Source organism: Allohahella sp. A8, assembly GCF_047946665.1.
In the GTDB taxonomy this organism is placed as follows: Bacteria; Pseudomonadota; Gammaproteobacteria; order Pseudomonadales; family Oleiphilaceae; genus Allohahella.
Genome location: NZ_CP172312.1, coordinates 3,080,293 through 3,094,033, shown reverse-complemented (window position 1 = coordinate 3,094,033; position 13,741 = coordinate 3,080,293). Strand labels below are relative to the sequence as shown.

The window sequence follows — 13,741 nt, the reverse complement described above, 5'->3', positions numbered from 1 at the left end:
GTGACCAAAAAGGCTCGCTGGTATCTTGCGCTCACTTTTCGACCAGGTGCTTTAAAAATGAGACTGATTCCAATTGTACTAGCAACACTTTCTCTCACTGCATGCGGCGGCGGTTCGGGCGGTTCTTCCGGCGACGGCACCATTGGCACGAAGACCACGGAAGCTGTGGCAACAGGACCAGTTGCAACGGCCACCTACGACAACGATAGCGCAGCTGTAGTCATCGATGGCAATACGCAGCCGGACATGTTCTGGTCTGGCAATATCACCGACGACGCTGTGACCGTTGACCTCGGTTCACTGCAAAGTATCAACCAGCTGAATGTCTATACTAATAACACTGGCTTCTCGACTACACAACCGAACCTGGTCATCGAAGTTTCTGCCGATGCACAAAGCTGGAGCAGAACTGCCGACCTGACGGGTGGTGATGTGCCATGTTCATCATTGCAGCTGAGCGGCGGCACTTTCAGGTGCACATTTGGTAGTACTCAAACTATCCGCTACGCAAGGGTTCGTGTGACGGCTACTGAAAATATCGGCCTCTATCAAGTGTACGAAGTAGAAGCTGTTCAGTAAGACTTGCTGATGCACTCGCTCCTGAACAGGGGCGAGTTACTCCCCCCCCCAATACCTTTCTCCAAATTCCGCCTCCGCATTAAACAAACAAGGCTCTTCGGGTGATCTGGCTCAAATGAGTATAAGACTCACGCCATTGCCGGCGTGAGTCTACGCTGGTACTGGTGTTTCAGCGCCAGGTGCAGCCAGCCTCTGGTGACGGCTGGGCAACTTCTACATAATGCAGCGCGTAATCGCCGTCCACGGCGTTCGTGCCATCCATGCCAGCATGCTCACCTATGATATAGGTTTCCGAAGCCGGAATGCCGGCTGCCGCGTAGGCGCGGACGTCTGTATCGGCGTTGCCATAGGCGCGAATGATGTCCAGTCCGACTTCATTTTTCAGGTAGTTGATGTAGTCGGTCTTGTACTGTTGGGTGTTGGGCTTTATCGGGTTGTCCTGATTGGCATCGGTTCTCAGGTGCCAGCCGAACAGGCCGTTCCTGTTGAACCAGTCTCGAGTCGTCTTCGCCTGCCAATAGCCTCGGCCTGTCAGATAGACGATCTGATAGCCTTTCGACACGTACTCCCATACGACTTCATCTGCATAATTGTGCATGTCTGCGTTGTCGATGCCGAGATAGTCGCCGACCCCCTCGAAATCACTCAGAGTCAGGGTGCCGTCGATGTCAAACAATACAGCCTTCCGACCGTCTCCCACCACAGTGAGATAACCAAGTGCTTCTGAATGGTCGCCTTCGACAACCATTCGCACAACGTAATCACCTTGCGGCTTCTGAACCTGAACCGAGATTTTGCCGTCGCCGTTGGTTCGGTGTTCCCCAAGGTATTCCCAACGCTGACTGCCAGTGCCATAGAGATACACATGAACGTCTTCGTTTTCGAGGTCCTTGTGCAAAACGCTGCTGTAGTCGAACTTACCGACGATAGTAGCGGCTTTGCCTTCCTGAACGATCTGATCATGGACCATATGGAATGGTCGATGCGCCCAGGAAAGGTAGCGATTACCCCAATTTCTGAAGTTACGCTGTGCAGGTTTGTTGAGAGTCGGCGCCGATTGTACTGCCTCGTAATCGGAGCAGAAGGTCTCTGCGGCTAGAGTTGTAGCGGAGAGGCCTAGTGTGCATCCAGCGAACGTTGAAATGATGCATAATCCCTTTAGTTTCATGAATATATCCTATTAATTTTTCTTGTTGGAGCCGTGAGTCTACGTAGGTCGATGCTCCAAAAGTGTGTGCTGGTTCACAGTAAATAATGAGTCACCCATCTGGGTTGCTTGCCAGAAGTCTTAATCTGCTAGCCTGTTCGGGCAGTGAGGAAGACTACAAAAAAACTATAACAGGCAAATAGGACAATCACGTGAACAAGGACATCTCAAAAATAATCGCATTAACAGCCGTTATGGCTACCCCGTTAGCCGGAGCGGAGTCGCTGGATCAGTATCGTCAGGGCTGGGCCTATCAGGCGCTCCGCCACCAGTACTTCATCGATATGGGAGAACCTTTCGGCAAGATCAGCTTTCCCTATACCCACAACAGCTACAACTCGCAGGCCTACCAGAACCTGGGCAGCTACCATGATCCCAATCACATTCATAGCCTAGTGGATCAGCTGGATATGGGGGTCAGAGCGCTAGAGCTGGATGTGCATTGGACAACCACCACATCGGGTAAGGCGCTGTTGCTCTGTCACGGACAAAGCAATCACACTGGATGCAGTCCTTTCGATCGTCGTTTCGAAGACGGCATCAAGGAGGTGGCGACCTGGTTGAAGCAGCCAGCGAACAATCAGGAGGTGCTCATCGTGTACATTGAAGAGCATAGCGATGGGCACTACGACGAGATCATCTCGCAGATGGAACGCCAACTCGGCTCGCTGATTTACAAGCCAACCGCCTGCAGCAGTCTCCCAATGAATATCAGCAAAGCCGATGTGCTCAATGCGGGCAAGCAGGTGCTGGTCATCGGTGGAAATTGCGCAACCACCAACTGGTCCAAATTCGCTTATCAGGGCAACTGGCCAACCGATAATGACACGTTCCAAGCGTTCCCGGCCTGTAGTACGGCCAGATACAGCCAGGGTTTCGTGCTGAGTAATCAGGTGCGGATATATGAAGATCTCACCAATCTTTCGAGCTGGTTCGGAAATCCCTCACAGCCCATCACGCCTGAGTTGATGGCGGAGGCGCAGCGCTGCGGTCTAGGTGTCATCGGACTGGATCAACTCTCGATTGGTGATGCCAGAATGGAGGCTTCGATCTGGAGCTGGTCGCCGGGGGAACCGAATAACTGGGAAGACAACGAACACTGTGCTGAGCATTGGGCGAATGGCCGCTTCAATGATGCCAACTGTGGTGTAGAGCGCCGCTTCGCGTGTCAGGACATAAACACTGGTGACTGGATGATTACCCAGCAGGCTGGTCCGTGGAGCGATGGTGAAACACAGTGCCAGAATGAGCTAGGCGCGAATTATGAATTTCAGACCCCAAAGAATGGTTATGCTAACGAGATGTTGAAAGGCGCGAAGCGGGCCTTGCAACTGGAGTCTGTCTGGGTCAATTACAGTGATCGCGCAGTAGAAGGACAGTGGCGAACGGGAGATTATCCCACTATTGAAAGGCCGGATCCGGATGATGCTGTAGTCTGGCGCAAATTGCGCAACGATAAGGGGAAATGTCTTGATCTCGCCGGCCGCAAAACTGCCAACGGGACAGAGGTCCATCAGTGGTCATGCCACGGCGCGGATAGCCAGCTTTGGTGGCAGGATGAAGCAGGCCTCGTTCGCAACAAGATGAACACGAACAAGTGTCTGGACGTCAGTGGCGCTGGCACTGAGAAGGGCGCGCGAGTTCATTTGTGGGACTGTCACGGCGGACCGAATCAGGTCTGGCTGCGAGGCTCCAGCAACTCCTGGCGGATATCCAATGCACCAAATATGGCGCTGGATATTAAGGACCCATTCTGGGGCGATGGCATGCGGGCCCATATCTGGCCATTTCATGGTGGGAAATCTCAGCGATGGAGCTGGGACTGAAACCGATATCCAAGATCGACTGCAGAGCCGGGGCGGCTCTGCAGAAATGCGCCCCGGTGGTGCGCGGTCGAATGCGAAGCGCACCGTTTAGGTGCTGTTTCAACCCGCCGCTCGCACTACTGATTAACCTGCACTAAAAAACGCCTTATATTCCAATGGTCTGCAATTCTGGTACAAAGCCTGCATTCCTCACGATATCCGTACCCTTGGTAAAACGGATCTGAATACAAATAGAGCGCTAGGGTTCCGGCTGTTACTGCAACAGCGACTGGTCCGAGAGCACTCGACCTTTCGGTGGAAGGTTACACGGCGGGACAAAAGCCCGGGAGACTGAATTGGCGTTTTGCCAAAGGTACTCCGTCTTCAATGAAGACTCCGTGTTCCACAAAGAAAGGTAACTGCAATGAAGCGACTCATTCCCCTGTTCCTGTCTCTCGCACTGTCCACCAATGCCCTGGCAAAGGAAGACTTCAAGATCTGCTGGTCGATCTACGTCGGCTGGATGCCCTGGGCCTATGGTGCCGAGCAGGGCATCGTCAAGAAGTGGGCCGATAAGTACGACATCAATATCGAAGTTGTGCAGATCAACGACTACATCGAATCGATCAATCAGTACACCACCGGTGGCTTCGATGCCTGCACCATGACCAACATGGATGCGCTGACCATTCCTGCGGCTGGCGGGGTGGATAGCACGGCGCTGGTGGTGGGTGACTTTTCCAACGGCAACGATGGCGTGGTGCTCAAGGGAAAAAAAGCTCTGAAGGACATCAAGGGCCAGCGCGTCAATCTCGTCGAGCTGAGCGTCTCGCATTACCTGCTGGCACGTGGGCTCGAAAGCGTCGGCCTCTCCGAGCGTGATATTCAGGTGGTGAATACATCGGATGCTGACATGGTCTCTGTCTTTACGACCGATGACGTGACTGCGGTGACGACATGGAAGCCGCTGCTCAGCGAAATCATGGCCATGCCAGAGAGCAATCTCGTCTTTGATTCCTCACAGATTCCTGGCGAAATCATCGACCTGCTCGTCATCAATACAGAAACATTGAAAGCGAACCCGAGGCTCGGTAAGGCTCTCACTGGCGCCTGGTACGAAATCATGGCGAGCATGAAGGGTAGCGACAAGATGGCCGAGCAGGCACGCACAAAGATGGCGCGTGCAGCAGGTACCGATCTAGCCGGTTTCACTTCGCAGCTCGACAGCACCGAAATGTTTTATGAGCCTGCTGATGCACTGGAGCTGACGAACAGCCAGAAGCTGTTGCAGACCATGCAGAACGTAGCTGAGTTTTCCTTCGACCACGGCTTGCTTGGTGAAGGTGCCCCTGATGCTGGGGTGATCGGCATCGAAACGCCCGCGGGCGTCTACGGTGATAAGGGCAACATCAAGCTGCGCTTTGATTCCACCTATATGCAGATGGCTTCCGACGGCAAGCTCTGACACGTTCTTCTCAAACCGGAGGGGTGCCTCGCGCCCCAGGACTTCCTGAATGAAAAGACTGATTAATCTTCGACCGTCAGCGCCGTTCAAGCTCATGCTCGGACTCTTGCCCTTTATGTTGCTGATCATCGCATACATGGCTGGGTCAGATGCGCGCCTTGAACTGAATCCGAATGACAAGCTCCTGCCGGGGCTCGAACAAATGGGCAGTGCGATCGAACGTATGGCACTGGAGCCAAGCAAGCGCACCGGCGAATACATGCTTTGGACGGATACCGCGAGCAGTCTCACGCGACTTGGCCTGGGTGTGCTCATCGCTGCGTCGCTTGGCTTGATACTTGGCTTGTTTACCGGCGCCTTGCCTCTGGTCTCATCGACATTCTCACCGCTTTTGACCGTCGTCTCGCTGATCCCGCCCCTGGCTCTGCTGCCAATCCTGTTCATCGCTTTTGGACTGGGTGAACTATCGAAAGTCATGCTGATCGCCATTGGCATCACACCGTTCATCGCCAGGGATCTACAGCGCAGAACGCTGGAGATTCCAGCAGAGCAGATTGTCAAAGCTCAAACCCTTGGCGCCAACACCTCGCAGATTCTCATGCGTGTGCTGCTGCCTCAGCTGATGCCACGCCTGATCGACGCCGTACGGCTTTCGCTTGGTGCGGGTTGGCTGTTCCTGATTGCGGCTGAAGCGATTGCAGCAACTGACGGGCTCGGTTATCGCATCTTTCTGGTACGCCGCTACATGTCGATGGATGTGATCCTGCCTTATACCGCCTGGATCACGCTGCTCGCCTTCATGTTCGACGCTTTACTTGCCTGGTCCAGTCGACGGCTGTTCCCATGGCATGTACAGGGAGGGCAGTCATGATCGAAGCACGCAATCTCTGGCTTAGCTACGGCGATAACGTCGTGCTAGAGCGGCTCAATATCAAGGTGCAGGAAGGTGATTTCATCACCATGGTGGGTGCCTCCGGCTGTGGCAAAAGCACCTTTCTGAAACTGTTACTGGGTACGGAGGCGCCCTCGAAAGGCGAGTTGCTGATCGATGGTCAGCCCGTGCGGCAGGAGCCTGGGCCTGATCGCGGCGTAGTGTTTCAGAAATACTCTGTGTTCCCACACATGACCGTGCTGGAAAATGTCATGGCAGCCAAAGCCTTTCAACGCAAGGGCGCCACTGGATGGCTGTTCGGCAAAGCAGGGAAGGCCGCCCGACAGGAGGCCATGGCAATACTCGAGCAGGTGGGTCTTGGCCATACGCTTGAGCGTTATCCGCATCAGCTTTCTGGGGGCATGCAACAGCGTCTGGCTATCGCCCAGGCCTTACTCGGTCGACCGCGCATTCTGCTGCTGGACGAGCCTTTTGGTGCACTCGACCCCGGCATCCGTGGCGAGATGCATCAGCTGGTGCTATCGCTGTGGCGCGAGTACAAGCTGACGGTATTCATGGTCACCCATGACCTGAAGGAGGGCTTCTTCCTTGGCACGCGACTGTGGGTGTTCGACCGGCTGCGGCACGATCCGCATGCGCCGGACGCCTATGGGGCCAGCATCACTTACGACCTACCAGTCGGCCAGGTCGACCCGAAGATCTATCACGAAATAGACGAGGAAATCCGCCCGGCCTTCGCACCAGTGCTGCAGGCGGAACAACTTCAGAAAGAACAGGAGGTCTGAAATGCTATCCAGTCCCTACAGCACCAGTATCCCGGCCGGTGGCCACTGGTCGCTGCGCCTGCGTCGGGGCACGCAGCTGACGCTGATCGACACTCAGGGCGGCGCAAATGTCGGCGTTCTGATGTTCAACCCCGAAAACCTGCTGGAGCGTTACAACGCCCCAGACACCCTGAAGTGCCAGCACACCTTCAAGCTCACCCGCGGCCACTGCCTCTACTCGGACATGGGCCGCATCTTCGCCTCCATTATCGAAGACAGTCTTGGCTGGCACGAAACGGTCTGCGGCAACAGTACCGCCGCGCAAGTCGCCGCGAAATGGGGCAGGCGTGACTATCAGAAAGATCGCAATGAAATGCATCAGAACGGCTACGACGCCTTCGTTGTGGAACTGACCAAATACGGCCTTGGTCCAGCCGATATGGCAGCGAACCTCAATCTGTTCAGCAAGGTGGCTGCCGACGATGAGGGCCAGCTTCGCTACCAGCCGGATCATAGCGTAGCTGGCAGCACCGTCACCCTGCGCTTCGAAATGGATACGCTGGTGATCCTGCATACCTGTCCGCACCCACTGCACGAGGCACCGACTTATCCTGCAAAGCCGGTCGATCTGACAATCAGTGTGGCATCGCCAGTCACCGACGATGATTACTGCCGGAACTTCAGACCGGAGAATCAGCGAGGCTTTGCCAACAATGCCCTGTACCACCTTGGATCTGCGTGAGGAGAAGCTGAATGTTGACGACGAGTACACTTGAGCCGGGCGACGCCAGCTCTCGCACTACGATCGATGCCGGTGATTATTTCATAGGTCGGGTCAGCGCCGGCCAGACCATGCGCATACTGGATCTGGAAGGCAATCAGGCCGCCGATACGCTGTTCTATAACGCCGAGCAGCCTGCCGAGCGCTACAGTGCCACCGATACGATTCGCGAGCAGGGCAAGGTCTATCTCACGACCGGCAGTGGGCTGCGCTCCAACCTGGGCAACACAATGCTGGAGATCACAGCCGATACCTGTGGGCGCCACGACACCATCGGCGGCGCCTGCGCGTCCGAGAGCAATACAGTGCGCTACAGCCTTGAAAAGCGCTGTATGCACGCCTGTCGTGACAGCTGGATGCTGGCTATTGGTGAGCATCCCGAGTATGGCATCACGAAGCGCGATATCACCCACAACATCAATTTCTTCATGAACGTGCCAGTGACTGAAGCCGGTGGCCTGAGCTTTGAAGACGGGCTTTCGGCCCCGGGCAAATATGTCGAGATGAAAGCCATGATGGACTTGATCGTGCTCATCTCCAATTGTCCTCAGTTGAACAACCCCTGCAACGGCTATAACCCGACGCCAGTCGAACTCCTGGTGTGGGACCACTAAGCACTGGACACAGCAGGCGCTGGCGGACGACCGCCAGGCGCGTCTCTTTCATGTGCGGGACGACCCGCTTGAGGATTGACTGATGTTCAGCAAAGTTCTGATCGCCAACCGTGGTGCCATAGCCACACGCATACTCCGTACGCTGAAGCAGATGGGCATCACCTCTGTTGCCGTCTATGCCGACTGTGATGCCGAGAGCCTGCACGTTCGTAATGCCGATGAAGCCTATTCACTCGGCGATGGCGATGCCTCCAGGACCTATCTAGACGCTAAGAAGATCATTCAGCTTGCGCTTGAGCATGGCGTTGAGGCTATCCACCCGGGCTATGGCTTTCTGAGTGAAAACGCCGAGTTCGTGCAGCAGTGCGAAGCTGCCGGTATCGCCTTCATCGGGCCGACACCAGCGCAGATGCAGACCTTCGGCCTGAAGCACAAGGCGCGTGAACTGGCGCAGGCGGCGAATGTGCCACTTTTGCCAGGCTCGGAGCTGCTTGCCGACCTGGAGTCGGCCTGCGCTGAAGCAGCAAGAATAGGCTATCCCGTGATGCTCAAGAGCAGCGCCGGGGGCGGTGGTATCGGCATGCAGCTGTGCAGCAGCGAGCAGGAGCTCCGAGGCGCCTACGAAAAGGTCAAGCGCCTCGGCGCCAGCAACTTCGCCGACGACAGCGTATTCCTGGAGAAGTTCATTGCACGCGCGCGGCACATAGAAGTGCAAGGCTTTGGCGACGGCAAGGGCGGCGTGGTGGCGCTCGGCGAGCGCGACTGTTCGGCGCAGCGTCGGAACCAGAAAGTCGTTGAGGAATGTCCTGCGCCAGGGCTGAGCGAGGCTGTTCGACAGCAAATACATCAGACCGCCGAGCAGCTGCTAGCCAGTATCGACTACCGCAATGCAGGCACGGTCGAATTCATTTTCGACGTCGAGACCGACCAGTTCTACTTCCTCGAGGTCAACACCCGTTTGCAGGTCGAGCACGGTGTCACTGAAGAGGTATTTGGCGTAGATCTGGTGGCGTGGATGGTGAGGCAGGCCGCTGGTGATCTGCTGGACCTTCGGGAGCTACGGGGGAAGTTGAAGGCCAAGGGACATGCGATTCAGGTGAGGGTCTATGCAGAAGATCCTTATCGTGATTTCCAGCCCTGTGCGGGTCTGCTGTCAGAGGTGGCATTCCCTCAGGCCGAGGGCCTGCGAATCGATACCTGGGTCGAGTCGGGGATCGAGATACCGACCTACTTCGATCCCATTCTGGCCAAGATCATCGTTCATGCAGACGATCGCTCGGCGGCTTTGACCAAGCTACAGACGGCGCTCGAGGGCACCCGTCTCTACGGCAGTGAAACCAACCTCGACTATCTGCGCCAGCTCAGCGCTGACAAGGTCCTGCAGCAAGGCAGCATGTTTACCCGCTACCTCAACGAATTCAGCTATCAGCCCGCGCGGATCGATGTGTTGCAGGGCGGGACCCAGACCAGCATTCAGGATTATCCAGGGCGAAGCGGCTACTGGTCTGTGGGCGTGCCACCCTCTGGCCCGTTCGACAGCTACGCTTTCCGCCTGGGCAATCGTCTGCTGGGCAATACTGCTGAGGCGGCCGGTCTGGAAATCACCATGCAAGGCCCGACCTTGCGCTTTGCCAGCGAGACGCAGATTGCGATTACCGGCGCATCGATCGAGGCCAGGTTGGATGACAAGGCGGTGGCCATGAATACGCCACTGCTGATTAAAGCCGGACAGACGCTGGCGCTCGGTCGTGTGCAGGGTGGGGGGGCAAGAGCCTATCTGGCCGTCGCGGGCGGTATCGACTGCCCCGACTATCTGGGCTCACGCTCGACCTTCACTCTGGGGCAGTTCGGCGGACACAATGGCCGCGCGCTTCGTGTGGGTGACGTGCTCAAGCTGCATCAGGTCTCTGATGAGCCCCAGTCAGTCGAGCCTGTACCAGCGCTTGTACCTGAGCTTGCCGAGCATATCGAGCTCAGGGTGATTTATGGCCCCCACGGCGCGCCGGATTTCTTTACCGACCTCGATATCGTCAGATTCTTCGAGACTGACTGGGAGGTGCACTATAACTCCAGCCGCACAGGGGTCCGCCTCATCGGGCCGAAGCCCGAATGGGCGAGAAAGGACGGCGGCGAAGCTGGCCTGCACCCCTCCAATATTCACGACAACGCCTATGCCTTCGGCACAGTGGACTTTACGGGTGACATGCCTGTTATTCTCGGTCCCGATGGGCCCTCGCTCGGTGGCTTCGTCTGTCCGGCCACGGTCATCACGGCTGACCTCTGGAAGCTGGGGCAGCTGCGCGCCGGCAATACTATTCGCTTCGTGCCCGTTTCGCTCGAGACAGCCGTCGAGCTGGAAGCAGCCCAGATCCAGCAGCTGGCGACGCTCTCGCCAGTTACAGCGCAGTGGTCGGCCACGGAGCCCTCGACGCCTGTGCTCGAGGCGCTCGATGCTGGTGAGTTCGGTGAAAAAATTGTCTATCGCGCGGCGGGCGATCACTTCCTGCTGGTCGAGTACGGTGAGCAGACCCTGGATATCCGTCTGCGCTTCCGTGCACACGCACTGATGCAGTGGCTGGAGGCAAATCCGCTCGACGGCCTGCGTGAACTCACGCCGGGTATCCGCTCACTGCAGGTGCACTTCGACAGTCAGACCCTCAGTCACGCAACCTTGGTCGCCCATCTGAAAGCCGCCGAAGCTGCCCTGTACAAGCGGCTCGACAAACTCTCGGTGCCTTCCCGCACCGTGCATATTCCGCTGTCGTGGAACGATGAGGCCTGTCAGCTGGCGATCGAGAAGTACACGCAATCGGTGAGGGAGAACGCGCCCTGGTGTCCGAGCAATCTGGAATTCATTCGCCGCATCAACGGGCTTGAAAGCATTGGTGATGTCAAAGCGATTGTTTTCGAAGCGGCCTATCTGGTCATGGGGCTCGGGGACGTTTATCTAGGCGCGCCAGTGGCGACCCCCGTCGATCCAAGGCATCGACTTGTCACCACAAAATATAATCCCGCACGCACCTGGACCGCCGAAAACTCAGTCGGCATCGGTGGTGCCTACATGTGCGTGTATGGCATGGAAGGGCCGGGCGGCTACCAGTTCGTCGGGCGCACCCTGCAGATGTGGAACCGCTATCGCAAGACGAAAGAGTTCCAGAGTCCATGGTTGCTGCAGTTCTTCGACCGGATTCACTTCTACGAAGTCAGCCACGAAGAACTGCAGCAGATACGCCGCGATTTCCCACAGGGTCGTTACCCGCTGCGGATCGAAGAGGGCGAGTTCAGTCTGTCTGATTATGAAGCGTTCACCGCAGACCATGCTTCGGAAATAGACGAGTTCCGCACAGGGCGCCAAGCCGCCTTCGAACGGGAACTTGCGCAGTGGCATGCCGACGGTCAGTTCGACTACACGCCGCCAGAGGTTCAGCAGGATCTCAATGAGGTCAGTTGGCCCGAAACCAGTATCGCGGTCGACAGCTCGGTGTCGGGCAGCATCTGGCAGCTTGCCGTAAAGGTCGGCGACCGGGTCAAAGCTGGCGACACATTGGTGGTACTCGAATCGATGAAAATGGAGATCGCCGTTCAGGCGCCATGCAACGGCACGGTCAGTCATCTCCTGCTGCAAGCGAAAAGCCGGGTGGAAGCCGGGCAGGCCCTGGTTGTACTGGAACCCATCACCGAGGAGCTGAGCTGAATGCTGCCCCAGAATATGACCATCCAGGCCCTGCACAAGGCCTATCAGAGTGGTGGGTTGACGCCGCAGACACTCATGGCGAACATTAGGAAGCGTGCTGCCAGTTACGCCGATCACAACATATGGATACATTTGCTGAGCGCGGACGAGCAGCAGCCATATATCGATGAACTGAAAGCGAAATCCTTTGAGGACCATCCGCTCTGGGGCGTGCCGTTTGCGATCAAGGACAATATCGATCTGGCTGGTATCCCTACGACGGCTGGTTGTGAGGCGTTCGAATATGTACCTGACAGATCGGCACAGGTGGTCAGGCAGCTCCTCGATGCCGGTGCCATTCCTGTGGGCAAGACCAACCTGGACCAGTTCGCAACCGGCCTGAATGGTACTCGCTCACCCTATGGTGCCTGCAAGAATGCCTTCGACAAGAACTTCATCAGTGGCGGATCGAGCTCTGGTTCTGCCGTGGCTGTCGCCTTAGGTCTCTCCAGTTTCAGCCTGGGAACCGATACCGCCGGCTCGGGCAGGGTGCCTGCCTGTTTCAACAATCTGGTCGGCCTCAAGCCATCGAGGGGTTTGCTGTCCGCTAGCGGCCTCGTGCCGGCCTGCCGCAGTCTCGATTGTATCAGTATCTTCGCGCTGACCACTGATGATGCCAATACGGTGCTCTCGTGGGCGGAGGGATTCGATCCGCAGGACGGCTACAGCCGGCTGAATCCTTACTACAACCAGTCTCGCCAGTACGGGCTTCGCAAGGGGCCCCTGAGAGTTGGGGTCATTCCTGCCGCACAGCTACGTTTCTTTGGGGACAGGGCTTATCAGGCGGCCTATGAGTCCACGCTCTCACAGTTGGCCAGCCATGGTTTCAACTTCGTCGAAATCGACTATTCCTCATTTGATGAAGCCGCGCGCCTGCTGTACGAAGGGCCGTGGGTGAGTGAGCGCTACCTGGCTATCCAGTCTCTACTTGAGACGCAACCGGAGGCGGTATTGCCTGTAATTCGGCAGATCATCGAACCAGGGGGGCGAAACAGCGCGCTCGATCTGTTCGCTGCGCAGTATCGATTGAAGGCTCTGAAGCAGCGTTGTGATGCTGCGCTGGCTGACATCGACTGTCTGCTGATGCCAACGGCTGGCAAACTCCACACGATAGAAGAAATGCTCGCGGAACCTATCAGCTGCAACAGCGAGCTTGGGTACTACACCAATTTCATGAACCTGCTCGATCTTGCTGCTGTGGCTGTGCCGACAGCGTTCACGAATCAGAGCCTGCCGTTCGGTATCACGCTTGCGGGTCAACGCGATAGCGATCGTGCGTTGCTGTCGATTGCTAACCGTATCCAACAGGCGCTGGGTCTGCCGCTCGGCATGGGTGACAGCAACAGTAAACTCGCGGATAGCCCGGTGGCATCCGCCCCAGTTTGCGATACCCGGGCCATCGAGCTTGTCGTCTGCGGCGCTCATCTCCAGGGCCTGCCACTCAATTGGCAGCTAACGGAGCGCGGGGGTAGGCTGGTGGAGAGCACAACCACTGCAGCAGCTTACCGGATGTACGCCCTCGCCGGTGGCCCGCCATTTCGTCCGGGGTTGATCCGGGATACGAATTCAGGCGCCAGAATCGAAGTGGAAGTCTGGTCGGTACCCACCGAGGCATTCGGCAGCTTTGTCGCCAATATCCCTGCACCACTTGGTATTGGCAAGGTCGAACTAGAGGATGGCCGTTGGCTCTGCAGCTTCATCTGTGAGCCGTATGCGATCGAGGATGCTGAAGATATTACCGCTCTCGGCGGATGGCGGGCCTATCTGACCAGCCGAACTGGATAAAAAAATCTTGTCTTCACTGTGTGGCGTGAGTGTCGCAGGCAGCTACCTTATGTAAGATGGAGCAAAAGCGGGATGCCATCCCGGAACTTCACTGATTCAGAAGGTTAGCAACGCGC

Annotated in this window: 10 protein-coding genes and 1 riboswitch; of the genes, 9 read left to right on the top strand and 1 reads right to left on the bottom strand. The window is 56.8% G+C overall.

Features of this window, described 5'->3' with window-relative positions; all coding sequences use genetic code 11:
- The first annotated feature begins 57 nt into the window (after nt 1–57).
- Nucleotides 58–579 carry a discoidin domain-containing protein gene (locus ACH3PB_RS13895; RefSeq protein WP_416395821.1) on the top strand — a complete coding sequence of 174 codons (522 nt, stop codon included), beginning with the start codon at nt 58–60 and terminating at the stop codon, nt 577–579.
- Between the two features lie 169 nt (nt 580–748).
- Here ACH3PB_RS13895 and ACH3PB_RS13890 read toward each other — a convergent pair whose 3' ends face one another.
- Nucleotides 749–1,549, bottom strand: coding sequence for a lipin/Ned1/Smp2 family protein (locus ACH3PB_RS13890; RefSeq protein WP_416395819.1), 801 nt, complete (start codon nt 1,547–1,549; stop codon nt 749–751).
- A gap of 389 nt (nt 1,550–1,938) precedes the next feature.
- On the opposite strand from ACH3PB_RS13890, the gene ACH3PB_RS13885 reads away from it, so the two are divergent.
- The 8 genes from ACH3PB_RS13885 (at nt 1,939) to atzF (ending at nt 13,625) form a co-directional block, all read left to right on the top strand.
- On the top strand, nt 1,939–3,612 hold the full coding sequence (locus ACH3PB_RS13885; RefSeq protein ID WP_416395817.1) for a ricin-type beta-trefoil lectin domain protein: 1,674 nt from the start codon (nt 1,939–1,941) through the stop codon (nt 3,610–3,612).
- Between the two features lie 227 nt (nt 3,613–3,839).
- Nucleotides 3,840–3,943, top strand: a riboswitch (guanidine-I (ykkC/yxkD leader).
- Nucleotides 3,944–4,015: 72 nt separating this feature from the next.
- Nucleotides 4,016–5,056: a putative urea ABC transporter substrate-binding protein gene (locus tag ACH3PB_RS13880; protein ID WP_416395815.1), complete on the top strand. Its 1,041-nt coding sequence runs from the start codon at nt 4,016–4,018 to the stop codon at nt 5,054–5,056.
- A gap of 49 nt (nt 5,057–5,105) precedes the next feature.
- Nucleotides 5,106–5,927 carry an ABC transporter permease gene (locus ACH3PB_RS13875; RefSeq protein WP_416395813.1) on the top strand — a complete coding sequence of 274 codons (822 nt, stop codon included), beginning with the start codon at nt 5,106–5,108 and terminating at the stop codon, nt 5,925–5,927.
- Nucleotides 5,924–6,733, top strand: coding sequence for an ABC transporter ATP-binding protein (locus tag ACH3PB_RS13870; RefSeq protein ID WP_416395811.1), 810 nt, complete (start codon nt 5,924–5,926; stop codon nt 6,731–6,733). Before ACH3PB_RS13875 ends, ACH3PB_RS13870 begins: the two co-directional genes overlap by 4 nt.
- Before the next feature lies 1 nt (nt 6,734).
- The gene (locus ACH3PB_RS13865; protein ID WP_416395809.1) at nt 6,735–7,454 is read left to right on the top strand and encodes an urea amidolyase associated protein UAAP1; all 720 of its coding nucleotides are present in this window, start codon (nt 6,735–6,737) and stop codon (nt 7,452–7,454) included.
- Between the two features lie 11 nt (nt 7,455–7,465).
- Nucleotides 7,466–8,107 carry an urea amidolyase associated protein UAAP2 gene (locus tag ACH3PB_RS13860; protein WP_416395807.1) on the top strand — a complete coding sequence of 214 codons (642 nt, stop codon included), beginning with the start codon at nt 7,466–7,468 and terminating at the stop codon, nt 8,105–8,107.
- An 82-nt stretch (nt 8,108–8,189) separates the two neighbouring features.
- Nucleotides 8,190–11,801: an urea carboxylase gene (gene uca / locus ACH3PB_RS13855; RefSeq protein WP_416395805.1), complete on the top strand. Its 3,612-nt coding sequence runs from the start codon at nt 8,190–8,192 to the stop codon at nt 11,799–11,801.
- Complete coding sequence (gene atzF / locus ACH3PB_RS13850) at nt 11,802–13,625, top strand: allophanate hydrolase (protein WP_416395802.1); 1,824 nt, start codon at nt 11,802–11,804, stop codon at nt 13,623–13,625.
- Nucleotides 13,626–13,741 lie beyond the last annotated feature (116 nt).